Annotated in this window: 28 protein-coding genes; 12 read left to right on the top strand and 16 right to left on the bottom strand. The window is 33.5% G+C overall.

All coding sequences use genetic code 11. The annotated features are described in order from the left end of the window. Genes ACM55H_RS08825 through hemL form a run of 3 tightly spaced genes read left to right on the top strand, consistent with a single transcriptional unit; the run spans position 1 to position 3,105 of the window. The gene (locus tag ACM55H_RS08825) at positions 1–897 is read left to right on the top strand and encodes a 1-aminocyclopropane-1-carboxylate deaminase/D-cysteine desulfhydrase (RefSeq protein WP_416836156.1); all 897 of its coding nucleotides are present in this window, start codon (positions 1–3) and stop codon (positions 895–897) included. Continuing rightward, positions 890–1,786: a glucosaminidase domain-containing protein gene (locus ACM55H_RS08820; RefSeq protein ID WP_416836155.1), complete on the top strand. Its 897-nt coding sequence runs from the start codon at positions 890–892 to the stop codon at positions 1,784–1,786. The genes ACM55H_RS08825 and ACM55H_RS08820 overlap by 8 nt, the downstream gene beginning before the upstream one ends. A gap of 32 nt (positions 1,787–1,818) precedes the next feature. Beyond that, positions 1,819–3,105, top strand: coding sequence for a glutamate-1-semialdehyde 2,1-aminomutase (hemL, locus tag ACM55H_RS08815; RefSeq protein ID WP_416836154.1), 1,287 nt, complete (start codon positions 1,819–1,821; stop codon positions 3,103–3,105). A 59-nt stretch (positions 3,106–3,164) separates the two neighbouring features. On the opposite strand, the gene ACM55H_RS08810 is transcribed toward hemL, so the two are convergent. From ACM55H_RS08810 to ACM55H_RS08750, 13 genes are all read right to left on the bottom strand, one after another. Then, the gene (locus ACM55H_RS08810; RefSeq protein ID WP_416836153.1) at positions 3,165–3,875 is read right to left on the bottom strand and encodes a DUF4369 domain-containing protein; all 711 of its coding nucleotides are present in this window, start codon (positions 3,873–3,875) and stop codon (positions 3,165–3,167) included. A 215-nt stretch (positions 3,876–4,090) separates the two neighbouring features. Then, complete coding sequence (locus ACM55H_RS08805; RefSeq protein ID WP_416836152.1) at positions 4,091–5,953, bottom strand: M61 family metallopeptidase; 1,863 nt, start codon at positions 5,951–5,953, stop codon at positions 4,091–4,093. Between the two features lie 53 nt (positions 5,954–6,006). After that, positions 6,007–6,954 carry an alpha/beta hydrolase gene (locus ACM55H_RS08800; protein ID WP_416836151.1) on the bottom strand — a complete coding sequence of 316 codons (948 nt, stop codon included), beginning with the start codon at positions 6,952–6,954 and terminating at the stop codon, positions 6,007–6,009. 1 nt (position 6,955) lies between these two features. Beyond that, complete coding sequence (locus ACM55H_RS08795) at positions 6,956–7,297, bottom strand: hypothetical protein (RefSeq protein WP_416836150.1); 342 nt, start codon at positions 7,295–7,297, stop codon at positions 6,956–6,958. A 10-nt stretch (positions 7,298–7,307) separates the two neighbouring features. Continuing rightward, on the bottom strand, positions 7,308–7,889 hold the full coding sequence (locus ACM55H_RS08790) for a hypothetical protein (RefSeq protein ID WP_416836149.1): 582 nt from the start codon (positions 7,887–7,889) through the stop codon (positions 7,308–7,310). Then, a complete protein-coding gene (locus ACM55H_RS08785; RefSeq protein WP_039109031.1) occupies positions 7,886–8,164 on the bottom strand; it encodes a DUF2089 family protein in 279 nt (92 codons plus the stop codon). Before ACM55H_RS08785 ends, ACM55H_RS08790 begins: the two co-directional genes overlap by 4 nt. 154 nt (positions 8,165–8,318) lie before the next feature. Continuing rightward, entirely contained in the window at positions 8,319–8,597 is a 279-nt protein-coding gene (locus tag ACM55H_RS08780) for a DUF2805 domain-containing protein (protein ID WP_035670363.1), read from the bottom strand. A 120-nt stretch (positions 8,598–8,717) separates the two neighbouring features. Then, positions 8,718–9,545, bottom strand: coding sequence for a sterol desaturase family protein (locus tag ACM55H_RS08775; RefSeq protein WP_416836148.1), 828 nt, complete (start codon positions 9,543–9,545; stop codon positions 8,718–8,720). A gap of 46 nt (positions 9,546–9,591) precedes the next feature. After that, positions 9,592–10,194 carry an alpha-ketoglutarate-dependent dioxygenase AlkB family protein gene (locus tag ACM55H_RS08770; RefSeq protein WP_416836147.1) on the bottom strand — a complete coding sequence of 201 codons (603 nt, stop codon included), beginning with the start codon at positions 10,192–10,194 and terminating at the stop codon, positions 9,592–9,594. 75 nt (positions 10,195–10,269) lie between these two features. Continuing rightward, positions 10,270–10,977 (bottom strand): aquaporin Z, encoded by a 708-nt coding sequence (gene aqpZ / locus ACM55H_RS08765; RefSeq protein WP_416836146.1) that lies wholly within the window; start codon positions 10,975–10,977, stop codon positions 10,270–10,272. 28 nt (positions 10,978–11,005) lie between these two features. Further along, positions 11,006–11,371 (bottom strand): DoxX family protein, encoded by a 366-nt coding sequence (locus ACM55H_RS08760; RefSeq protein ID WP_416836145.1) that lies wholly within the window; start codon positions 11,369–11,371, stop codon positions 11,006–11,008. 82 nt (positions 11,372–11,453) lie between these two features. Beyond that, on the bottom strand, positions 11,454–12,350 hold the full coding sequence (locus ACM55H_RS08755) for an EamA family transporter (protein ID WP_416836144.1): 897 nt from the start codon (positions 12,348–12,350) through the stop codon (positions 11,454–11,456). Positions 12,351–12,478: 128 nt separating this feature from the next. Beyond that, positions 12,479–12,880, bottom strand: coding sequence for a DUF2721 domain-containing protein (locus ACM55H_RS08750; protein ID WP_039109037.1), 402 nt, complete (start codon positions 12,878–12,880; stop codon positions 12,479–12,481). Positions 12,881–13,108: 228 nt separating this feature from the next. On the opposite strand from ACM55H_RS08750, the gene ACM55H_RS08745 reads away from it, so the two are divergent. Next, positions 13,109–13,576: a hypothetical protein gene (locus tag ACM55H_RS08745; RefSeq protein WP_416836143.1), complete on the top strand. Its 468-nt coding sequence runs from the start codon at positions 13,109–13,111 to the stop codon at positions 13,574–13,576. A gap of 282 nt (positions 13,577–13,858) precedes the next feature. Here the strand turns inward: ACM55H_RS08745 and ACM55H_RS08740 are convergent, their stop codons facing one another. Continuing rightward, positions 13,859–14,425, bottom strand: a complete 567-nt coding sequence (locus ACM55H_RS08740; protein ID WP_416836142.1) for a hypothetical protein — start codon at positions 14,423–14,425, stop codon at positions 13,859–13,861. A 393-nt stretch (positions 14,426–14,818) separates the two neighbouring features. Continuing rightward, positions 14,819–16,720, bottom strand: a complete 1,902-nt coding sequence (htpG, locus tag ACM55H_RS08735) for a molecular chaperone HtpG (protein WP_416836140.1) — start codon at positions 16,718–16,720, stop codon at positions 14,819–14,821. A 178-nt stretch (positions 16,721–16,898) separates the two neighbouring features. Here htpG and ACM55H_RS08730 point away from each other — a divergent pair, with 178 nt between their 5' ends. From ACM55H_RS08730 to ACM55H_RS08720, 3 genes are all read left to right on the top strand, one after another. Beyond that, positions 16,899–17,372, top strand: a complete 474-nt coding sequence (locus ACM55H_RS08730; RefSeq protein ID WP_416836139.1) for a lipocalin family protein — start codon at positions 16,899–16,901, stop codon at positions 17,370–17,372. Positions 17,373–17,390: 18 nt separating this feature from the next. Further along, entirely contained in the window at positions 17,391–18,086 is a 696-nt protein-coding gene (locus tag ACM55H_RS08725) for a YiaD family glycine zipper/OmpA-like lipoprotein (protein WP_416836138.1), read from the top strand. A gap of 104 nt (positions 18,087–18,190) precedes the next feature. Next, the gene (locus tag ACM55H_RS08720; protein ID WP_416836137.1) at positions 18,191–19,135 is read left to right on the top strand and encodes an ABC transporter ATP-binding protein; all 945 of its coding nucleotides are present in this window, start codon (positions 18,191–18,193) and stop codon (positions 19,133–19,135) included. A 112-nt stretch (positions 19,136–19,247) separates the two neighbouring features. Here the strand turns inward: ACM55H_RS08720 and ACM55H_RS08715 are convergent, their stop codons facing one another. Beyond that, a complete protein-coding gene (locus ACM55H_RS08715; protein WP_416836136.1) occupies positions 19,248–19,700 on the bottom strand; it encodes a hypothetical protein in 453 nt (150 codons plus the stop codon). A 219-nt stretch (positions 19,701–19,919) separates the two neighbouring features. On the opposite strand from ACM55H_RS08715, the gene ACM55H_RS08710 reads away from it, so the two are divergent. The 5 genes from ACM55H_RS08710 to ACM55H_RS08690 all read left to right on the top strand — a co-directional run bounded on the left by ACM55H_RS08710 (position 19,920) and on the right by ACM55H_RS08690 (position 25,341). Further along, entirely contained in the window at positions 19,920–21,734 is a 1,815-nt protein-coding gene (locus ACM55H_RS08710; protein WP_416836135.1) for a hypothetical protein, read from the top strand. A 139-nt stretch (positions 21,735–21,873) separates the two neighbouring features. After that, complete coding sequence (locus ACM55H_RS08705) at positions 21,874–22,248, top strand: hypothetical protein (protein WP_416836134.1); 375 nt, start codon at positions 21,874–21,876, stop codon at positions 22,246–22,248. A gap of 113 nt (positions 22,249–22,361) precedes the next feature. Next, positions 22,362–23,159, top strand: a complete 798-nt coding sequence (locus ACM55H_RS08700) for an MbnP family protein (protein ID WP_416836133.1) — start codon at positions 22,362–22,364, stop codon at positions 23,157–23,159. A gap of 168 nt (positions 23,160–23,327) precedes the next feature. After that, positions 23,328–24,365: a cytochrome-c peroxidase gene (locus ACM55H_RS08695; protein WP_416836132.1), complete on the top strand. Its 1,038-nt coding sequence runs from the start codon at positions 23,328–23,330 to the stop codon at positions 24,363–24,365. A gap of 4 nt (positions 24,366–24,369) precedes the next feature. After that, positions 24,370–25,341 carry a transporter gene (locus tag ACM55H_RS08690; protein ID WP_416836131.1) on the top strand — a complete coding sequence of 324 codons (972 nt, stop codon included), beginning with the start codon at positions 24,370–24,372 and terminating at the stop codon, positions 25,339–25,341. Positions 25,342–25,361: the final 20 nt, after the last annotated feature.

Here is a 25,361-nt window from a genome sequence, read left to right as displayed (position 1 = left end):
TTGAATCAACAGGTAACGATATCATTTCCAAATTCAATTTCAGTGCATATCAAACGAGAAGATTTGATTCATCCATTTGTTTCGGGAAATAAGTTTAGAAAGTTGAAGTATAATTTGCTTCAAGCAAAAGAAGAAAATCAGGAAACACTATTGACTTTTGGAGGCGCTTTTTCGAATCATATTGCAGCAGTTGCTTTTGCAGGAAAAGAAAAAGGATTCAAAACCATTGGGATTATTCGTGGAGAAGAATTAGAACGTAAAATTTCAGAAAATCCAACTTTATCATTCGCTCAAAACTGCGGAATGCAATTGGAATTTGTTTCCAGAGAGGAGTATCGCTTGAAAAGTGAGATCTTATTTTTAGAAAATTTAAAAATAAAATTCGGCGATTTCTATCTTATTCCAGAAGGAGGAACCAATGAATTGGCCATCAAGGGCTGTGAGGAAATTCTAACTGAGGACGATGCTAGATTTGATTATATCTGTTGTTCAATAGGCACAGGCGGAACCATTTCAGGAATTATAAACAGTGTTTTACCACATCAAAAAGTTTTAGGATTTCCGGCTTTAAAAGGTGATTTTTTAAAAGATGAAATTCGTAATTTTGTCCAAAATGAGAATTGGGAATTAATTACGGACTATCATTTTGGAGGTTATGGAAAAGTAAATTCAGCATTAATCGATTTTATTAATCGGTTTTATGATGAAAATCAAATTCCTTTGGATCCTATTTATACAGGAAAGATGGTTTTTGGCGTTATAGATTTAATACAGAACAACTATTTTCCGGCTCAATCAAAAATTTTACTAATTCATACTGGTGGAATTCAAGGAATTCAGGGAATGAATATGAAATTAAGAAACAAACAATTACCAACAATCAATATCAATGTTTAAAAAAATTCTACTGCTTTTTATACTATTATTTTTGGTAGGTTGTAAAGCCACAAAACCGGTTATTATAACTACAAAAAAAGTTCCGGTAAAACCAAAATCACAAGTAGTTAATACTGCTAAAAAGCCTAATGTAGCGAAACCGTTATATACAAAACCTGCAAAGCAAGAACAAAATAATCAAGAGACGGAAGTAATTGTTTCCACATCAAAAACGGTGGTTACTAATGAAGTAATTAAAGCTTATGTTTCTCAATTCAAAGATATTGCGATGGGGAATATGAAAAATTATGGTATCCCTGCCAGTATTATTTTGGCCCAGGGAATTTTAGAATCGGGTGCTGGAGTAGGCGATTTGGCCATAAGTGCCAATAATCATTTTGGTATAAAATGTCATGAAGGATGGACTGGAGAAAGTGTGAGGCATGATGATGATTCTGAACAGGAATGCTTCAGAAAATACAATAATCCATCGGAATCGTTTAAAGATCATGCTATATTTCTAACCGGTAGAAGCAGGTATTCTAAATTATTTACATTACAAAAAGGAGATTATAAGGCTTGGGCCAGAGGATTAAGAACGGCAGGTTATGCAACAGATCCAAGATATCCTGATAAATTGATTTCCTATATAGAACGCTATAATTTGCATCAATATGACAATCAGGTATTAGATGTGAATTATGTGTCGAATGAAAAACAATTGGTAGAAGAATTGACATTAGAAACTAAAAAATCAAAAAGCCAAGATATAGCTTTATATGAAGTTCAAAAAGGAGATACTTTTTATTCTATTTCGAAAAAATTCAACCTAATGGTGGATGAATTGAAAAGGATCAATAATCTTTCGAATAATATACTTTCTATTGGGCAAAAACTGATAGTGAAATAATTTAAAAAATAATCATAACTCAAAATTTATAAATGTTATATACAAGAAGTAGTCAGCTTTTTGCTGAAGCAGAAAAAGTAATTCCAGGAGGAGTAAATTCACCAGTAAGAGCCTTTAAAGCGGTAGGTGGAACTCCAATTTTTGTTAAAAGTGCCAAAGGGGCTTATATGTATGATGAAGATGGAAACCGTTTGATTGATTACATTAATTCATGGGGACCGATGATTTTAGGACATGCTTTTGAACCGGTTGTACAAGCCGTGATTGAGAAAGCTAAATTGGGAACTTCTTTTGGAATGCCCACAGAATTAGAAACTCAAATTGCAGCTTTGGCTGTTTCTATGGTTCCTAATATTGATAAAATTAGATTTGTAAATTCAGGAACTGAAGCTTGTATGAGCGCGGTAAGACTCGCTCGTGGATTTACTAAAAGAGATAAAATAATCAAATTTGCAGGTTGTTATCACGGTCATTCGGATTCATTTTTGATTCAGGCTGGAAGTGGAGCGATTACTTTTGGAACACCAAATAGTCCTGGAGTAACGGAAGGAACTGCCAAAGATACTTTGCTGGCACGTTACAATGATTTAGAGAATGTAGCAGCTTTAATTAAAGCTAATAAAAATGAAATTGCAGCCATTATCGTAGAGCCTGTTGCTGGAAATATGGGTTGTATTCCGCCAAATAAAGGTTTTCTGGAAGGCTTGCGCCAATTGTGTACTGACAATGGAATTCTGCTGATTTTTGATGAGGTGATGACGGGATTCAGACTTGCCAGAGGTGGTGTTCAAGAATTATTCAATATAACTGCTGATATAGTTTGTTTCGGAAAAGTAATTGGAGGAGGTTTGCCGGTTGGTGCTTTTGCTGCTCGTGAAGAAATTATGAATTATCTGGCTCCATTAGGACCTGTTTATCAAGCAGGAACTTTATCAGGAAATCCATTAGCAATGGCAGCAGGATTAGCGATGTTACAATCGTTAGATGCAGATCGTGCTATTTTTCAAAGATTAGAAGAAAAAACAGCCTATTTAGCTGCTGGAATGGAAAAAGTTTTGAAAGCAAATAATGTTGTTTTTACCATAAACAGAATTGGTTCGATGGTTTCCGTACATTTTGATGCTGCTCCGGTAGTCGATTTTCAATCTGCTGCAAAAGGAGATAATGAAACCTTCAAAAAATTCTTTCATGGATTATTACAGGAAGGAATTTATATTGCTCCATCCGCTTACGAAACCTGGTTCATCACTGATGCATTAACGTATGATGATTTAGATTTTACAATTCAAGCTGTAGATAAAGTTTCTAAAACTTTTTAATTATAAAAAAACTTCCGGCTTAGACCGGAAGTTTTTTTATGGTGTAATTTTAACCCAATTTACTTTTGCTTTTTGATATCGGCAACATATTTAGTCAATTTTTTTCCATAAAGTGATTGTGCCACTTTTGGAGACATTGATTTTTGAATCGTATCTAAATATTTAATATTGATATCATAAATCTCTGATAAGGCGATATAAGGGGCTACATCGTAGTTTCTATTGTTTATTGCAAAGTTGGTAGCAAATAGATATTTTCTTTTTATATTAGAGTCTTGTTTTGCACTTAAGCTGTCAATTGCTTTCGTGTTATTATTTTTAATGGCATTGAATTTTTTCTCAATTAAAGTAAGATTTTCATCTGTGAAACGGGAATTTATCTTTTTATACTCTTGATATAAATCGTTATTTTTTGATCCTGTAATTTTTGCACCAGAAAGATACGAGTCTAAACTAGTTTCAATAGTTATATTTCCTGGCTCAGCAAAGAATGTGATGTTGTTATCCAGTGAATTGCTTACGCCTCTATCCAAAAATAAATAAAGCATTTCAGGAGATTTTAAATCTAAGTCACTTTCAAAAGCAGAGCTCCCATCTATGTTAATAGTATCAATAGCTACAAGGCTGGTATCAACTATTTTTTGAATGTATAAAGTTCCTTTTTTTAATCCTTTGATATTTCCGGTAATATGTAAGTTTGTTTTTGATTCCTTTTCGCTACAAGAAGATAAAAGCAAAAGGGTAGCGAATGCGATAATAGATTTTTTCATGTGAAGTTAATATTTGTTTTTTTTGAAACTGGTATCGCCATTCTTTAGTATGATTTGTCCCGAAGCTTCGGAATTGAATCATGGCGATTTCATTTGTGTTTATATTTTGACGCAAAATAAAGAAAATTGTTGGAATGATTTGGCAACGCATTCAAATTTTACAAAAAAAATCCCAATCTATTTCTAAATTGGGATTTTATGAATTGTTTTTTGGTTTATGCTTTAAACCAAGCTTCTTTTAATTTGTTTTTTGAAGAATCAGTAGCTTTCAAACCGTCTTTTTCTTCGTAAGGCAATTTTACTTTTCCGTTAATAATTTGTGTTGCGCCGTTGCGTTTTATTTTCACGGAAATCGCATCGTTTTCTTTCCATTTTTGACTTTCGGCAATCATTTCATAGATATTGTCTAAAGAATAGGGCTTATTGTTTATAGCGATTATAATATCTCCTCCTTTAAGTCCCAAACTTGTATAAAAATCAATTAACGTTATCTTTGGATCAACGATTATTTCTTTAGTTTTTTGGTCAACATTGATATATGGTGTTTTCCCTTTTAAGAAAACATTGCCGGGTACTTTTTCTATTGTATTAGTAACACCCACTTTAGCCAAGTAAGTAGCATAAGGAATTGGGGTTGTTCCAGATACATAGGTACTTAAAAAAGTTCCTACTTCTGGATAGGTCAAAGCCGTTATTTTTGCGAAAAGTTCCTCATCATTAAATGGTTTTGTAGGACCATATTCATTCGATAGCTTTTGCATCAAATCAAGAATTCCTTTTTCTCCGTTGCTTTTTTCTCGAATTATAATATCCAAACACATTCCAATAAGTGCTCCTTTTTCATATACATTCAAATATTGGTCTTTGTAAGGTTGAGTCAGTACATTTGCGCTCATAGTTGTAAATGACATGGTATCATTCATAGTGTTGGCACGAGTTATTTTTTCTGCTATACGCGTATAAAATTCATCTTCATCAATTAAGCCTTGGTTAATTTGGAAAAGATTAGCAAAATATTCTGTAACACCTTCGTACATCCACAAGTGTTGAGACATTTTTGGTGCATTGTAATCAAAATATTGAATCTCTTTAGAATGAATAGACAAAGGAGTTACAATATGGAAAAATTCATGTGAAACTACATCTTTCATCGATTTTACTAATTCATCTTTTGGCATCATTTCAGGTAAAACTACCGTTGTTGCCGTAGGGTGTTCTAAAGCACCAAATCCTTTTGCGTCATCTTCCTTCATTGTCGACAGATACAACAAAACACTGTATTTTTTAGTGGAATTTATTTTGCCTAAAAAATTCTTTTGGGCAGTCATCATCGTCTTCATCTCTGGAGTAATGCTTTCAGCCGTATATTTTCCAGTTGGAGAATAAACACCAATCAATATTTCCATTCCATCAACTGTAAAAGTGGTGTAATCTGGCTTGGCATACATGATCGGATTTTCTACCAATTCTGCATATCGAGACGTTATGAATTTATCATTTGTGGCACTTGCGTCCAAATCAGTCATAGAGGTCGCCCCCCAAAGTGTTGCTGGATGTGAAATCGTTACTTCATACGGTATTGACATGTAATTTGTAAAATAACCCACAAAACAATGGGTGTTCAGCATTATGTTTTTACCGGCATCAATATTAGAACCTGCAGGTGAAAAAATTTCATCATCACCAAATTTTTTACCAGTTTCGGTATCAAATGAATCATTTACCAAATAAGTAATCTTGTATAACGTTTTTGCATTCGCAATGGACCAAGAATTAGCATCTGTTTTCTTTACTTCCAATAGGTTTCCCTTTGCATCATACGCTTTTAAATCATCAATATATCTCCCGTAGTTGTCTTCAGAATACGTTCCTGGAACTGTTTTTGGAATATGATACGTAATTTCATCAGTAGAAATTGATGGCGCATTTACGGTTACCATCACCTTGTCATTTTTTATATCATTTAGATTGATTGCAACCTGAACTTCTTGTTTTGAAGCATTAGTTATAGAAGTACTTGCCGTTTTACAGCTCCAAAGAACAGAAGCTAAAGCAAGGGAAAAAAGTATTCGTTTCATTTTGTTCGTTTTATTTTTGTTATAAGTCATTTAAATCCTGCAATTGTTACAGTTTATAATGATTTAATGAAGACAATAATATTGTTAGTTAATTTTGTCGATACCGGTAGATCAGGATTGGTATAGGATTTCATGTTTTCGGCATCATCACCTATAATTTCTTTGAAAATATGATTCATATTGTCAATAATAACAAGTTCAGCATCAGGTTTTGCTTTTTTCAATAACTCCGCATCTGTAACATTGACTTGTAAATCTTTGGTTCCATTTATCAGTAATGTGGGGATTTTTAACTTTTTGATTTCATCTTGCGGATTGTATTTTATCCATGAAATCATATAGGGTTGAACACTTGCTCTAAATAAAGAGGCTAGCATTTGATTTTTTAGTTCAAAAGTTTTTCCGCTTTTAAGAATTTCAAGATCTTTTTGTACTTCTTCTTTTAGAAAAGGAGCTTGTTTCTCTATTTGCTCTACTAAAACAGCATCAATTGTTCTTCCGGCTCCTGCTAATGAAATGAAGGCATCCGCATTGTTGTTTGCGGCTAGCATCCCTATTAGCGAACCCTCACTGTGTCCTGCAATTATTATTTTGTTGTATTTTTTTTGATTTTTGAAATAAGTAAAAACGTCTTTTGCATCATTGACAAAATCATCAAATGAAAGTGTCGCTTCGTTTACAGTTCCTGTCATCATTTGAGCGATAATTCTTTTGTCATAACTGAAAACAGCAATATCATTTTTTACTAATTCTTCTGATACGTATTTTGAAGAGTTGTTGATTAAGTTTTTCTGATTGCCATCTCTATCCGTAGGTCCGGAACCTGCAATTAGAATAACAAGATTTGTTTTTTTGTTTTGTTTTAAAGGAGAATACAACGAACCTTTTATCAATGGATTGATGGAGATTTCTTCTTTGTTAAAAGATTTAAGTACCGTTTTCGTTTGAGAATGACATAGTATTGAAAATAATGTCAGCAATAAGAATAGTGATTTTTTCATTTTATTTAGTGTTTAATACCCGCATTGTTTCTTCTGGATTCTCAACTTCGATAATCAGTTTTTTGTAGTAATTGTCTTTTAGTTCCACAATCAGGGCATTTTTTTTATTCATAACGTCCCAAAAATTCCTACCTTTTTTATAAAATGTTCCTGCGGTAATTATACCGGGAATTTCTGTACCGGGAATTCTGAAACCTCTCCAAAACGTAAATTCGTTTTTGTTTTGATATGCTCTTATAATGTTCTCTTTTGAAATGGTAATTTTACTTTCCATCGCCCAAATTTTATGGAAACCTTTTATTTCAAAAATAAATGTATCGCCACTTACTGTTACTGAAACCATAATTTTAGATTTATAAAAAATTAATAATTGCTATTTTAGAAATAATTTCGGCAACAACTATCGCTGCTGTAAATAATAAGATATGCTTGGTTTCTTTTGCGTTTACGGCTGTTTTAAATCCGTTAAAAAGTAATGTGATGAACCAAATTAACGAAGCAATAATTGCAAATGACATCAGTAATAGATGCAAAATATCGGTACTTGAAAGTGTGTTTGTTTTAGTTGATTTCACCAAGTTTAAAATTCCTTGTGAAATAGTATATGCCTTATTATTTGCATTGAAGAAAGTAACAATGTAGTATGGAATTCGAGCAATCATACTTGTCAAAAAAACATCAATAATTCTCGTTTTTGGATTAATGATTTTGCCAACAATAAATAGTAAAATAGTTGTACATAGAATATTAATCCCAATTTCTAAAATAGGTTGATAAAGGGGCACTTTTTCTACAAAGTGTAAATCAATAACTCCGTCAAAGCGTGCATTAAAAACAAAACCTAAATAACCACCAATTACGGTAAATGCTAATCCCACAATAATTAAAATCCTTTCCGAATATTTTTCGAAAGGATTGAATAGCAATGTTTTCATATTTTTTGTTTTAGAAGGCTTATTTTCTGAATGATATCGTCTAATTTATTTCTTACGGTAGGATAGCTATTTCCCATTTGAGAAGCCATTTCTTTCAAACTTCCGCTTGTCATAAAAAATTGAAGAATAAAGTTTTGTTCTTCTTCTGATATTTGAAGGAGTAGCGGTAAGGAATAATTGCCTGAAACTATTGTTGAGCAATTCCCACAGCTAAGCTGCGTAACCGAAAGTGCGTTTTCGCAACTCGGACATTGTATAGGAAGTTTTGGTTGCATACAGTTATATTAGTATACAAATGTAAATAATATTTATATATTAATTAATATTATTTATTTGTTTATTAATATTATTAATAAAAAGGCGCTTGGAAATAAAATTTAAATCTGTCTAAAAACAAAAAAACTCCTGAATGATACAGGAGTTTTATTTTTAATCAAGTTTATTTTTTATGTAATATTTACCATCCAAATCTTCATCAAAATCATCTATTTTAACAGGTTTTGGTTTTGGTTTATTTGCAGTAGCTTTCTTTTTCCACATTTCAAATTTTTCTGCTGGCATCTTCTTTTTCATGATCTCAAGAACCTCTTTTTCAGCCAAACCAAATTCTTTTTTGATAATTTCAAAAGGATTTTTTTCCTCTAAGGCCAATGTAACAAGTTTTTCTGTTTGTTCCCAGTTCAATTCTTTGCGGTTACTCTTTTTCATCACGTGAAAATTAATTCAAATAAGTTGTTAATGATTAATAAATGTCATTTCTAATTATATTCCAATATTAAGAAAAAAAATAATTACTTCATATCAAAACAAGATTTTTTTTATTGTTTTTTAATTGTTTTCTGTTGAACGTGGTTTTTGAAACGGTATTTTGAGCAAATTTTTCAATTGATTGTGTTCTTCGGGATTGGGATGTGTATCGATACCATAGATAATTTCTTCTTTCGGGAGTGCCATAAAAGTCCCAAAAAGGCGATCCCAAATCGAAAATATATTTCCGTAATTACTATCAGTATAGGGCAACATATGATGATGGTGTACTTTATGCATATCGGGAGAGACGATAAAATAGCTCAAAATCGTATCTAATTTTTTAGGAAGCGAGATATTGGCGTGATTAAATTGTGTGGCAATAACGGATAAAGTTTGATAAAGAAAAACCATCCACATGGGACTTCCTACGATTAATACACCCAGAGTGGTAAAGACAAATCGGATAACACTTTCTCCGGGATGATGTCTGTTCGCAGAGGTGGTGTCTATCCAAGTATCGGTATGATGAATTAAGTGAAAACGCCATAGTAATTTAGTTTTATGTTCTACTAAATGCACCAAATAAGCGCCTATTAAATCCAATAAAAGTAATCCAACAAGAGCGTAAATTCCCAAAGGCATTTGTGGAAGCCATTGTAGAATTCCAAAATGGTTTGCAACAGTCCAATCAGCAGATTTTAATAAAATAAAAGCCAGAAAGAAATTGACAACGATAGTCGTAAACGTCAAAAAAACATTGATACTTGCATGATGCCATTTTTTATAGGTAAAGTTAAAAAGCGGAAAAGCATTTTCTATCAACCAAAAAATAGTGATTCCACTCACCAGAATTAAACTTCTATGCGAAGAAGGAATAGTAGAGAAATAGGCAATAATAGTATTCATAATTTGGGTATTTATTTCAAATCTAATGATTTTTAGCAGAAATTATCTATTTGATTACCCGAAAAGTACCATTTATTCTGGGACCTATGGGTTTAGCGGTTTTTGGAATCTGGTGTTTCCAGAAATGCTGCGTGGTTCCTTTCATTAGTAATAAACTACCGTGTTCCAGAATGATACTTTTTTTCTGGTCCTTATCAGAATTGTGTTTTAATTGAAAGATGCGTTCAGCACCAAAACTGACTGAAGCAATTACAGGATTTGTCCCTAATTCTTTTTCGTTATCGGCGTGCCAGCCGTTACTGTCTTTTCCGTCACGATACTGATTGAGTAAAACGGTCGTGAAATTAGTATCAGAAACACTTTCAATTCGTGATTTTATCTTTTGCAAAAGCAAATTCCAAGGATGCGGTTGCATTTTTATATTCGAATATGAATATGGTTTGCCTTCGTTTCCATACAAAGCTGTCAATCGAGGTTGCGGATGAATTTTGCCAAAAACTCGAATTTCATCCTGTTGCCAAGGAATTTCATGTATCAGCTCCGCATAAATGCTATCGGCTTCTTCTTTGTCAAAAAAAGCTGGATAATACATAATTTCTGCATCCGGCAAATGGAGATGTATCGGTTCTGATTGAAATAGTGAATTCATTGTACAAAAATAAAGAGAAAAACGTAACGTTGCGGTTTCATTTTTCTCTCTGTAATAAATATAATTTTTAAAAAGCTATACTTCTGAATTATCCTGCAATAGATTTTTATAAATAAAACCAGCCACAATAGCGCCTAATATTGGTGCAACCCAAAACAACCACACTTGTGATAATGGTTCGCCTCCTACAAATAAAGCCTGCGATAATGATCTTGCCGGATTTACAGAAGTATTGGTGATAGGAATACTGATTAAGTGGATTAAGGTTAATGCTAAACCAATGGCAATTCCTGCGAATTTTCCGTTTGCAAATTTATCGGTTGCACCAAGAATAATCAATAAGAAAAATAATGTCAATACAAATTCGGCAATAAAAGCAGCTTGCATGGAATATCCATCGGGTGAAAAAGTACCAAATCCATTCGAAGCAAAAGCTCCTGCCTTAGTATTGTCTATCATAAAACCAGCTTTTCCGGATGCAATTGTGAACAAAGTTCCTGCAGCGGCAATAGCACCAACACATTGGGCAATGATATAAGGCAGTAATTCTTTGGCCGAAAATCTACCTCCTGCCCATAATCCAAAAGAAACAGCCGGATTAAAATGACCACCGGAAATGTGACCTACAGCATATGCCATAGTCAAAACCGTTAAGCCAAAAGCTAGAGAAACGCCCACAAATCCAATTCCTAAATCAGGAATTCCAGCAGCAAAAAGTGCACTGCCACAACCTCCAAATACCAACCAATAGGTTCCGAAAAATTCTGCAAAAAGTTTTTTCATAATAGATTTATTTAAATTAAGGGTAAAGTTAATTATTGAAAAATGTATATTGAAAGGCCCAATACATCAAGCCAAACTGCAAGGGAATTCGCAGAAGTAAAATCCATTTGGGTAAACCCATTCTCGCTTTTTCATTTGCATACATATAAATATGCGTTGGAAAAATTGCAAGTAATAAGGCTATAATTCCCCAAGCGGCAAGTTTTGAAGTGACAGGAATGCAGAGTATTATTCCTAAAAGTATTTCGGCAAAGCCGCTTATGGAATTTAATAATTTTGGATTTGGAAAATAAGGAGGAATGATTTTTAGGTAAAGTCGAGGGTTTCTGAAATGATTTAATCCTGCTAAAATATAAACAAAAGCCATTGCGTATAAATGCCAAGGTAAAGTCATAACAAGTTGTTTGTTACGAATTTAGTAAAATTATTAATACAAATAATACAATTAAATTAATAATTTTAGCTTTAAATGAAAATTAGGTTGTTTTCTTAAAATTTACATTCATGATGATAATAGCCAGAATAATTAAAAGAATTCCAAACCATTGAATCGTATTAACTTTTTCGCTTAAAAGAAAATAAGCCATTAGTACCGAAACCGGAAGTTCCAATGCAGACACAATGCTTCCTAATCCAATTCCAGTAAGAGGGAAACCTGCATTGAATAATAATGGCGGAATCACTGTTCCAAAAAGGGCCAGTACAATTCCCCATTTCATGAAAATATCAAAATTGAAGGGAGCGTTTTGTGTTGCAAGAGCAAACCCAAAAACAATTATCGCTCCACCCAACAACATAAAAAGACTGCGTTGCGCTGACGAAACATGGGTTGCCACACGATTAGCGGTAAACATTGTTGTGGTAAAGGAAACCGCTGATAAAAGCCCCAATACGATTCCACGCCAGTCAAAATCGACTTTACTCTGAATTAGATTCGTAGCAAGAGCAGTTCCTATCAATACGATGATTACGGATATGATTTTTTGTGTGGAAGGTGTTTTCTTTTCTAAAATCATTTCGAATAAAACGCCCATCCAAACGGTTTGCATCAACAATATAATAGCAATTGAAACTGGAATGTATTTGATGGCTAAATAATAAAAAACACTGGTCATTCCCAGAGAAGTTCCGGCAAGCATCAATTGAAAAATGTTTTTCTTGGAGGCTTTTACAACATCATTCCCTTTTTTAGCTTTTTGAAAGCTATTGATAATTAACATTCCTAAAATCCCATATATAAATTGGGCTATTGTTACTTCGGGAGTTGTAAAACCTTCGCCATAAGCTATTTTTACAAACGTAGCCAGCATTCCGTAGCTCGTTGCTCCAAGACCTACTAAGAAAACTCCTTTTAATACACTGTTCTTTATCATTTATTCTATTTTAAAAAGCGGGCAAAGATAGGTTTTTGTTGTTCGTATGCGTGTCAATTATGAATTAAGATTCGAGTTTTAGTATTTCCTTAAAATAACAATTTAAAAATTCCTTCTAAATGCGAGAATTATTTTGTTTCTTTTTCTATCAAATCGCTTAAGTGCAAACGCAATGCATCTACCGAAATGTTTATTTCCCAAAATGATAATCCCAATGAAATAAGTAAACCAAGTAAACTCATTCCAAAAAGATAAATTCCAAATAATTGCTGATCTAAAAACAACAATAACATTGTGAAAACGGATAAAAAGAGACTTGATACTCCAGCCATTTGCATGTAACGAATGAGTGTTAAGCGTAAGTTCAGGTTTTTGATTTCCAATAAAATCATTTTATTTTCTTTCTCTTTATATGTCTTTTTTAGTCCTCTAACAATTGTTGCAACGGTCAAAAATCGGTTTGTATATGCCAATAAAATCAACGAGGTTGCGGAGAAAAGTAAAGCAGGAGTTTCTATGTGTAAAGTCATAATTGTGGTTGTTTTTTTTTATAATGAAAAATCTAAAGTACGCAATTCGATTCTTTTTTTTAATAAAAAAAGAGCAAGAGGGATGTGGAGTTGGATGAATATCCAATTTGCAGTTTCTCGTACATTTTTAAAATAATAAAACTTTTAGGTAGGGTAAAGTGCTTTATAGTTGTCTTACTATTGAAGTTAGAAATACAAATAATAGTAACTATAACTAAAATAGAAATTATGAAAACAATTAAAGCCTTATTCGCTGTACTTTTTTTAGGAACAATAGCAACAGTGCAGGCACAAGATGCCCGTGTAGAAAGTGAAACAAGAATAAATACCAACTCAGATAAAATAGCGTACTACCAACAAAGAGGTGCAGCTGATGCAAAATTTGAGATAGCGTTTGAAGCGAAAAGTAAAGCCGAAGAAAAAGCCTTTTGGAAAGAACAAAAAGCGTACGAAAAAGCGTTAAAGAAAAAGAATAGAACAGCGTATCATGCTTATTTTGCGGGCAAGCGAGATGCTTATAAAACGCATCATTCTCATTGTGATGCCCATTGCCACCACAGTGATTCCTTTTATGGATACGCGGGATTTTATTATTATGAATATGATCAAAGAAATTATCAAAGAGCACCAAGCAATACTTCGGTAAATACACAAATAGGCGTGCGTGCCCCCAGCGTGCGATTAGGCCTTTTTTAATATATTGAAGTTTGCATAAAGCCGTTTTTTCTTGTTTAGAAAGAACGGCTTTACTTATTTTAGAGCAGGTATTTTGCATTATTTTCTGTTACAAAGAGCAAACACATTCCAATTAATACGAGCATTATTTTATTTGCATTTTTTTTATAATTTTGTTTATGGGCACGAGTGAGATGCTCGCGCTAGCTGGGGGGTGCGGAGAAAGGAGCAGAGTACTTTCTGCTACCATAAAACAAACTTAGTAAATTAAGTGTTTATTTTACCTAAAAACCGCACTGGCGATTAGCGGCGGTTAGCAGCCGGTTTTGTCACTTTTTTGGAAATTGGTTTTGTTGCTATTTTGGAAATGGAATCTTTTTCATGCTCAATTTTTGTCTGTATTAATTCTAGTTCTTTTATTCTTGTCTCAAGTGATTGTTTTTCCTGATCTGAATGAATTGTAAAAAAACCAATACCAATAGAAACTACAATAGAAACAAAAGACAATACATGTGGAAGGTATTTTGTTCTCAATAGCCATTGATTAACCTTTGTCGTTGACGTCAAATTTTCTAGTTCTGCTTTTTCTTTTGCTTTCCTATTCTCTTCAGCTTCTTTTTTAGCACTTTTTTTTGACTGAGTGTATTTAAGCCAACCACCTTTTCCAATAACTTCTAATCCAAAAGGTGTCAGTTGCAATACAGGGCTGTTTTTAAAGGGCTGTTTAATTAATCCTAAATCATCTATTAAATATGAAATGCTTTGACGATAAAATCTTTCTTCGTCATCTCTTCTAAAATTACGTTTCAATTCATAAGGATTACCCGTTGCAATTTCCCAAAGTGAATTATCTACTAATTGATCGTTCATACGTGGTTTTTTTAAACTGGTTGCTAACTAGTTTATATTATGACAAAATCATACAAACCCAACCATTTATGGGTAGATATATATGACTATGTCATACTTTGTTATAATTCAAATATATAAATAATTCTTTACAAATAGTTACAACAGATTATTTAATAAGTGAACTGGTTTGAGCGGTTTTGATGACATTATTTTGAAAATAAAAACACTCTAAATAGCCCCGATGGAAATGTAAATCCCATGCTATTACAAGGAACGAAGTAATCAGCGTGGATTGCAATGGACAGCAGGAGGAGTCGTTTTTGTGGAAAATGGGTGTGCTGCTCCTAAACAAAAAAGACCCGCAAGTTTTCACTTGCAGGTCTTGATACTTAATTCTTTTTTTCTTAATACTTATTTTATCATGTCAAAACTTCTTTTTACGAAAGCTGTTAATGCTTCTCCTTTTAATAAGTTTTGTGACAATTTAGCTAAGTCTAAGGCTTGTTTTACCAAACTTTCCTGAGCTGTTTTGTCTTTGTTGTTTAGGATGCTTGTTGCTAATTCAGAATTAGTATTCACCACTAAATTATACATTTCCGGCATATTGCCCATTCCGAACATTCCGCCACCACCTGATTGACTCATCTCTTTCATTCTACGCATGAATTCTGGTTGCGTGATGATAAATGGTGAAGCATTGCTGTCTAAAGCTTCCAGTTGAACCGAATAGGTTTGTTTAGGAACAATTGCCTCTAAAACAGTTTTTAAATTCGTTTGTTCTTCTTCGGATAATTTAGAAATAGTAGTTTCCTCTTTCTTGATTAAATTATCAATATGATCTGAATCAACTCGCACGAAAGTCATTCCGCTGTTATCGCCTTCAATTTTTTGAATTAAATGAGAGATAATTGGGGAATCAAGCAATAAAACTTCATATCCTTTTTCTTTTGCAATTTCGATATAAGAGTGTTGTGCTTCTTTATTTCCAGCATATAAAACAACCAGTTTTCCGTCTTTGTCAGTTTGATTTGCAGCCAGTTTTTCTTTTAATTCTTCCAGCGTGTAAAATTTATCATCTACAGTTGGATACAAAACAAAAGCGCCTGATTTTTCGTAGAATTTATCTTCGGAAAGCATTCCGTATTCTAAAACGATTTTGATATCGTTCCATTTTTTCTCAAAATCTTCACGGTTTTCGTTGAATAACGATTTTAGTTTATCAGCCACTTTACGGGTGATGTAATTCGAGATTTTCTTAACGGCCGCATCCGCTTGCAATCCAGAACGGGATACATTCAATGGAATATCCGGTGAGTCTATAACCCCTTTAAGCATGGTTAAAAATTCAGGAACAATTCCCTCTACATTATCTGTTACGTAAACTTGATTTTGGTATAATTGAATTTTATCTTTCTGAATTTGTAAATCAGAACCCAATTTTGGGAAATATAAAATACCAGTCAAATTAAATGGATAATCTACATTTAAATGAATGTGGAATAACGGTTCCTCAAATTGCATTGGATACAATTCGTGGTAGAAATTTTTATAATCCTCATCCGATAATTCCGTTGGTAGTTTTGTCCAAGCTGGATTTGGGTTGTTGATGATGTTATCTATTTCAACTGTTTTGAAGGTTTCCTCTTTGTCTTCTGGAGCAACTTCTTCGCCCTTTTTTTGTTCAATTTTCTCCGTTTTAGTTCCAAATTTAATTGGAATAGGCATGAACTTATTGTATTTATTCAATAACTGGTTGATTTTTGCGTCTTCCAAAAATTCTAAAGAATCTTCAGCAATATGCAAAATAATCTCTGTTCCACGAGTGGTTTTATCAGCAGGCTCTAAGGTGAACTCAGGACTTCCGTCACAGGTCCAGTGCGCTGCTGGTTCATCTTTGAAAGATTTAGTGATAATTTCCACTTTTTCGGCAACCATAAATGCAGAATAGAAACCAAGACCAAAATGACCAATAATTCCTGAATCTTTAGCTGAATCTTTGTATTTGTCCAAGAATTCTTCAGCACCAGAAAAGGCTACTTGGTTGATGTATTTTTCTACTTCATCCGCAGTCATTCCTAAACCTTGATCGATAATGTGTAGTTTTTTACCTTCTTTGTCGATTTTTACTTCGATAATTGGGTTGCCATATTCTACTTTGGCTTCTCCAATGCTTGTTAAATGTTTTAATTTTAGCGTGGCATCAGTCCCATTTGAAATCAATTCACGCAAGAAAATTTCGTGATCACTGTACAAGAATTTCTTGATTAGGGGGAAGATGTTTTCTACCGAAACATTAATTTTTCCAGTTGTCATATTTTGAATTTTTAAGTTTGAATTTGGAACTATTCAGTCAAATAAGATACCAATCTAGATTAAAGTGACAAATTGTCGTAAGCGTTAATTATGATATAAAATAATTTAATTGTGAAACATTTTTGTTTTTATGCTTTGTATCTTTGTACTAATATTAATCACAAAATTTTTTGAAACGATGAGAAAAGTCATTTTATTATGCACATTAGCAGTTTTGATGTTTGCATGTAAGTCAACATCAGTAACAAGTACAAATACCGATAGAAAAGCGCAGGTTGCTATGAAAGGAAACTGGGTAATCAGTTCCGTAACCTATCCAGGTTCACAATACATTAAAGTGAATTCATTTCAAATTGCCGATTCAGAGTGTTTTGTAGGCAGTACTTGGAAATTTATTTCTAATAATAATAAAGGAAATATGGCTTTGACAAAAGCTGGATGTTCCTCATTTAGTTCTCCAATTACTTGGTTTGTAAATAAAGATGGTCAATTTATTCTGAAAGTTTTGGATGCAGGCATAAAAGCAAAAAAAGTTAGAGAAGGGTATATATTATATGTAGCAAACCAAACAGAAACTTCTTTTCAGTTGATTGATAAAATTGATGTAGGAGGAAAAATGACTGATGTGGTTTACCAATTTCAAAAAAACTAATTAATTAAAAATACAAATATGAAAAAGATTTCAATAGTTGCAATGGCAACAATAATGTTGATGGGTTCAATGTTTACTAGCTGTGAGGCAGTTAAAAATACGAATAAAACACAAAGAGGAGCTGGAATAGGAGCTGTTGCCGGAGCTGTTTTAGGAGGAGTTCTAGGAAATAATTTAGGTAAAGGTGGTAACGGAGCATTAGGAGCGGTATTAGGTGGAGTTGTTGGTGGAGTTGCCGGTGGAGTTATTGGTAACAAAATGGATAAACAAGCAAGAGAAATCGATGCTGCACTTCCAGGAGCTGAAGTGGTTCGTGTAGGAGAAGGAATTAAATTAGTTTTGAATGAAAATGCAGTGCGTTTTAATACTAATAAATCTTCTTTGACAGCTTCTGCAAAAGCTAATTTAGATAAATTGGTTCCTGTTTTTGGAGAATATCCAGATACTAATATTACTATTTACGGATATACTGACAGTACTGGTCCAGCAGATTATAATTTAAAACTTTCTGGAGAAAGAGCTGCATCAGTTAAAAGTTATTTAGCAAGCAAAGGGGTTTCTTCTAGTAGATTTCAAGTAACTGGTTTGGGAATTGCTGATCCAATTGCTTCAAATGAAACAGCAGATGGAAGAAGTCAAAACCGTCGTGTTGAATTTGCTATTACCGCAAATGAGAAAATGATTCAAGATGCAAAAACGGAAGTGAAGCAATAAACTAATTTTCTATAAAAATGAAAGCTGTTTCGTAATGAAACAGCTTTTTTTTTGACTACATTTTTAAATTAAACATTGTAAATTTGCGCTCTTAAATATTAAACATGCTTGAAATAAAAAATATATTTTTTACTTACATTGAAAATCCCGTTATCAAGAATGTTAGTTTTGAAATTACTCAAGGACAAAATGTAGCTGTAATTGGTGAAAGTGGCTGTGGGAAAAGTACTTTGTTGAAATTGATATATGGATTATATGATTTAGATGAAGGGGAAATAACCTATAATAATAAACCCATTTTTGGACCCAAACGCAATCTTGTTCCTGGGGAAGATTATATTAAATACTTAGCTCAGGATTTCGACTTGATGCCTTACATATCTGTTGAAGAAAACGTAGGGAAGTTTTTGTCTAATATTTATAAAGACAAAAAGAAAGCCAGAGTTCAGGAGCTTTTGGAAATGGTAGAAATGACTGAATTTGCAAAAGTGAAAGCCAAATATCTTAGTGGGGGACAACAGCAACGAGTAGCATTGGCAAGAGTTTTGGCGTTGGAGCCGGAAATAATTTTGTTGGATGAACCTTTTAGTCAGATTGATTCCTTCAGAAAAAATGCCTTGCGTAGAAATTTATTCAGTTATTTAAAACAAAAGGGAATTACCTGTATCATTGCCACGCATGATAGTACAGATGCTTTGTCTTTTTCGGATGAAACGATAGTGGTTCAAAACGGAAGTGTAGTTGCTAAAGGAAACTCAAAATTCCTATATGAAAATCCCACAAATAAATATGTTGCGTCTCTTTTTGGAGAAGTAAATGAATTGAAATTATCACAATTAATTGATCTGGATGGAGATGATGAAACACTTTTATTGTATCCACACCAATTAAAAGTAGTCGATAACGCAATGATGCACGTAGTTGTAAAACAATGTTATTTTAAAGGAAGCCATTATTTGATAAAAGCAGCTTTTGAAAGAAGAGCCATTTTCTTTGAACATGATTCGGAATTAGAATTGAATCAGGAAGTGACATTGATGTTAGGGTAAGAAGCGGATTGTAGATTAAGAAAGCAATGGACAACTAGAAATGGCTATTGCAAGATGCATTACGGCAAAATATAAAACCCCAAAATCTTAAATTTTGGGGTTTTTATTTATGTTATTTTTTTAACTCTGCTTTTCTTTCTCCTCCATGATGTCCACGATGTCCATTTCTTTGGTGCTGTTTTTCTTTCATTGCATCCCATTTTTCAAATTGTTCCGGAGACAATATACTTTTCATTTTATTCTTCATGACAATTTGCTCATCTAGCATCTTGTTTTTCATAGCAAAAAGTTCATCACTAGTCGGTTTTTCCTGATTTGCTTTACGCGCCGTTCTCATAGCTTCTCTTTTGGTACTTTGTTCAGCAATGATTTGTTTCATTTGTTCTTGCTGTTTGGTATTCAAGTCTAGGTCTAATGTCATTTTTTTTAACATTAATTGATTTCGTTGTTCTGGAGTAAATTTTTCCATCTCATCTCTATGAGGTCTTTTTTCCATTTCTTTTTTGTCCTGAGCAAAAGATGACATACCAACAACTAATAATGCGGCGATAATTAATTTTTTCATTTCTATTGTTTTAAGTTATGGTTATAAGACAACAGAAGAAATGAAAAGTTTAATCGTTAACAAAAGTTTACCGTTTGGATAATGGGAGAAAAATTATTGTTCAGCTACCTAAAAAGTATTATTGTTTTCAGCGTAGTAATTTATAGCGCATGATATTTATCAGCTTTTATGCCGTTTTGTTTCTCGACTTTTGTGGTTTATTTATTAAATCATTTTGGCATGACAACAATTAAACCACTTCATACATTTCATATTCCGGTAATGGGACTTGCATATACGATTGATAGCCCGATAAGAGTGGCGAAGTATGGAATATCTTCTGTGATTTCAATTATGGATGATGAACTTATCGAAAAAATGAATGCATTTTACAGTAAGAAATTTGATCTTCCTTACCAAGAAATCACTCAAAAAATTCATGATTATCGGGCAGAACGCATTACTTCTTATTTGAATTTGGTGGACAAAATCGTAAAAGAAAAATTTGAAAATTTTAAAACCGAATTGTCCGAGAGCAAATTGGCATTGGAAAATTATATGGCAATGTTGCCCAATAAATCGGAAATTAAATTAGGCTTGCAAAATTTGTTGGAAGAAGGTTTTACTTTCAAAGAAAATATCAAAAATTATCTGGAGAATAATCTTTATCCGGGTGCCATTGATGTAAATATAATGACCAAACTCGATAAGGACAATTTCATTAAAGACGAACAATTACCAATTGCTTTCAATGATGCACATGCTGCTCTTCGCGGTTTTGCGAATAGTACATTAGAATCTTCAGTTGTTTTATCTGCGGGAATGAATCCAAGATTGTACAGTTATTTTGAAAATTTTACGGCTTTCTTTCCAGATTTGAATAATACGCTGAAAAAGAAAATCACGCTGAAAGTAAGCGATTTTCGTTCGGCGATGATTCAAGGAAATTTTTTAGCTAAAAAAGGACTTTGGGTTTCTGAATACCGAATCGAATCCGGTTTAAATTGTGGAGGACATGCTTTTGCAACCGAAGGGTATTTGTTGGGACCCATTTTAGAAGAATTCAAACAGAAAAAGGATCAATTGATTCAATCTGCCCATGATTTGATGGTAAAGGCTTTGGGACAAAAAGAAATGCATGTTCCGGAACAACCATTGGATTTAAAAATCACCGTTCAAGGTGGCGTAGGAACTGCTGAAGAACATGATTTTCTATTGGACCATTATGATGTAGATTCTGTGGGTTGGGGTTCGCCGTTTTTATTGGTTCCCGAAGCGACTTCGGTAGATAAACACACCAGAGGATTATTGGCTGGAGCCAAAGAAAAGGATTTGTATTTAAGTCATATTTCGCCTTTGGGAATTCCTTTTAATACGTTGCGCGGAACGACTAATGAAAAATTAAAACTGAAACGTATTGAGGAAAGTAAAGCGGGAAGTTCGTGTCCAAAACGATTTTTGGCGTTAAGCAAAGAATACGATGTAAAAGGAATTTGCACTTCTTCCAAAAAATACCAAGATTTAAAACTGGAGGAATTACTCCAACAAAAAGATGTTTTATCTGCGGAAATTTTCGAAAAAAAGAAAAACAGTATCACTGAAAAAGCTTGTCTTTGCGTAGGTTTGGCCAATGCTTCGTATCTTGAAAATGATATTAAAATAAAAGGGCAGGCACAAGGTGTGATTATTTGTCCCGGACCAAACATGGCTTATTTTGACCAGGAAGTTTCACTTTCTAAAATGGTGCAACATATTTATGGGAACGCTTCCGTATTAAGGGTCACGGATCGCCCGAATTTATTTGTCAAAGAATTAAAAATGTATTTGGATTATTTGAAAAATGAAATCACAGCAGTTTCTGATGAAATTACTGCGGCACAAATAAAAAAATGGCATTCATTCAAAAAGAATTTGATGGAAGGAATTGCATATTATGAAGATTTATTTTCAGCAACACCTTTTTTCGAAAGCACTAAAAAAGAGATTCTAAATCAATTTAATTCCTATAAAACGGAATTGATAGAAATTGAAATTCCTGAATTAATTCTGGTTTAATACTAAATAGGCTTGAAGTTTTTTCAGGCCTATTTTATTGTTTTCTGAAATTTGAAGAAATGTTGAAATGAAATAAAAAAAGGGCTTTTAATTTTTTAAATTATATTTACTTTAAAGAATTATAATCTACCTTTGCCCCGTGAAAAAAATAGCATTCATATTAATCGTATTTATTTTCCTAAAGCCATTATTCCCGGTTTTAGAATATGCCGTTAATTATGAATATATTTCAAAAGTACTGTGTGTTAATAAGGCAAAACCGATGATGCATTGTAATGGAAAGTGCCATTTGATGAAAGAATTAGCCAAAGCACAAGAAGAAGAAAAACAATCATCTTCTAATAAAAAGAATACAACATTTGATACCGTTGATTTAATCTTGGACATCAAAAACGATTTTTCCTTATTAGTTTATAACGGAAATACCAAAACAACAATACATTCAAAATATAGTAATTTATATTCCCACCTGAATTTATATTCCATTTTTCATCCGCCCATTTTTATTTCCTAAATTTTAGCTGAAACACTTTTGCGTGTATTTTTTCATTTGACAAATGTCATTTGAAAATATCTTGCGCGCGCAATTATTTCAAAACAAAAAACAAGAAATATACAATCATATAAATGAAAAATTTACGGAATAAGGCAATAGCAATTATTGCATTAAGCGCTGTATTTGCAGGCTGTACTAATAATGATGAGGTAATCTCAGGAACAGGAAACTTAGGGGTTGAATTCGATAATTCTTTTGGGGCAAATGACCTGATATTAAGTACGCAAGCTAATACAACTTCAAACAATGAAGTATTAAAAATCAATACAGTTAAATACATTATCTGCAACATCGTCTTGACCAAAGAGGATGGAACTACTTTTACCTATCCAAAAAGCGAAAGCTATTTTATCGTTGATGAAGCTACTGAAGCCAGTCATTTATTGGAATTAAAGAATGTTCCTGCGGCAAATTATACCAAAGTAAAATTTGGAATAGGAGTTGACAAAGCGCAATGGGAATTAGGCGCGGCGGGTCAGGGAAATTTTCTGGCTACAGCTCAAGCTACTGATATGTTGTGGAGTTGGTCTGCGGGGTATAAATTCCTTGCTTTCGAAGGTACATTTACGTCCCCAACAGTGGCTAACAGCACATCGTTTATGGTTCATACGGGACAAACGGGAACAAATTACAACTATACCGAAGTAACACTTGATTTGCCTACAAAAGCGATGGTACGAACTACTATTGCTCCAGAAATTCACGTTGTAGCTGATGTGTCTAAAATTATTGACGGAACAAACAAAATCAAACTTTCGGATAATAACATGGGCGGAATGGGAGCCATGATTATGGGCGGAACAAATTTACCTTTAATCACAGCAAACCTTAACGGAATGTTTACGGTAGCACACGTTCATAACGATTAATTCGTGTTGAATTAGAAGCTATTTCCTGCTATACATTGCAAGTCCTCGCTAAAAAATGTGGTTTTCTAAGCTGGAAAAAGAGCTTCCTTTGGTCGCTTTTTCCAGCAAGAAAAACTACATTTTTCTGCTGCGGGCTTTCCATTACTATCAGGGCTAAAAAACGTGAAAATGTACAAATTAATAGTGTTATTTCTCTTTTTGACTTTGCTTTCCAGTTGTTCGGATCAAGATGATGTTTATGTCAATAAACCTTTAGATTTCGAAGTGCCGTCTAATTTTCCGGATTTGGCTTATAATATCGCATTGAATCCGCCAACAGAGAAAGGATTTGAACTGGGTAAGAAGTTGTTTTACGATGGAAGATTATCTTCGGATGGACTTATTTCTTGCGGGTTTTGTCACATTCAGGAAAATGCATTTACACATCACGGACATACTTTCAGTCATGGCGTGGGTGATAATATAGGAACCAGAAATACGCCTCCAATTCAGAATCTAGGCTATCAAACGGCATTTATGTATGATGGAGCAACAACGCATTTGGATTTGCAACCCATTATTCCATTGACAAGTGCTATTGAAATGAATGGAAATCTGACGACAATTGTTGCCATGATGAAAGCAGATAAAACCTATCAAAAGCTTTTTCAGCAAGCATTTACAGATGGAGCCATAAATACCGAAAATATGCTGAAAGCACTGTCTCAATTTATGTTGATGGTGACTTCATCTAATTCTAAATTTGATAAATACCGTCGTAATGAAATGGGCGGTACTTTAACTTCAGAGGAATTAGCTGGGTATGCGCTTTTCAATGCAAAATGTGCTTCGTGTCACGCCACAGATTTGATGACTGATAATTCCTATCGAAATAATGGCTTGGCGGTCAATCCGCAAATAAATGATGTTGGAAGATTTCGAGTGACGCAATTGGCAACGGATTATTATAAATTCAAAGTGCCCAGTTTGCGAAATGTTGAAAAAACCGCGCCTTATATGCACGATGGAAGATTCGGGACATTAGAATCCGTTTTGAATCATTATGCTTCTGGAGTTGTAAACGGAACCACTTTAGACCCAATTCTAAATCAAAACGGAAGTTTAGGAATTCCGCTTTCTGATATTGAAAAAACACAATTAATTGCCTTCCTAAAAACACTAACCGATAATCAATATCTCACTGATAAACGATTCTCAGAATATTAAAATCATGAAAAATAAAATTTTAATTATTGTTTTAGTTCTTTTTGTAAACCAGTTTGTTTTTGCCAAAATAGAAAAAGACAGCATTTCGAGATTTACCTTCCAGAAAATGCAATTACTCGAAGATTTCGAAGATGATTGTGATGCTTGTGGCTGTTCGGCCAGTGGAGGTAGTATGGGATTTAGTTCCATGCTGAATAATAATTTTGTAGGCTTGCGCTATTTCAATCAAAGTTATACCAGCAGAGACGGGATTTTCGCCAACTCGCCGTGGGTAGATGAAAATTTCAATACGGTCCAAATTTGGGCTAAAATACCAATTACAGAAAAAATTCAGATTTCGGCATTGGTTCCTTATCATTTTCACAATCGCGAGCGTTCCACCGGAACAGAAAATATTCAAGGATTGGGTGATATTTCCGTTATGGCGATGTACTCCATATATCAAACGCAAAAAGACAGCACGGTTTTTACCCATAAACTGCAATTGGGCGGAGGAGTAAAAATCCCAACAGGAAAATTTGATGAAGCTAACAATAGCGGAAGTGTAAACCAGAGTTTCCAAGTTGGAACAGGAAGTTGGGATTATCTTTTGGTATCTGAATATGTTATAAAAAAGAAAAATTTGGGATTAAGCACCATGCTGAATTATACTTTCAAAACCGAAAACCAAAAGCAGTACCAATTTGGAAATCAATTTAATTATGGTAGTACACTGTTTTATCTTTTTGATTTACCGGCTGTAAAACTGGTTCCGCAAGTGGGCTTGGCGGGCGAAATCTATGAAACCAATAAGCAATATGGAGAAAAATTACCGGATACATCAGGAGATATTCTTTTTAGTAAATTTGGAATTGAAGCTGGAAAAGGGGACTTTTCCATTGGTGTAAACGCAATGCTTCCCATCAATCAACATTTGTCCAATTCAAAAATCGAAGCCAATTACCGTTGGAGTGTCAATTTGAATTATACTTTGTAAAACAAAAAAGGAGCTTCGAA

The sequence above is a fragment of the Flavobacterium cryoconiti genome, from assembly GCF_048158645.1.
GTDB lineage: Bacteria > Bacteroidota > Bacteroidia > Flavobacteriales > Flavobacteriaceae > Flavobacterium > Flavobacterium cryoconiti.
This window is presented reverse-complemented; position numbering and strand designations above follow the sequence as displayed.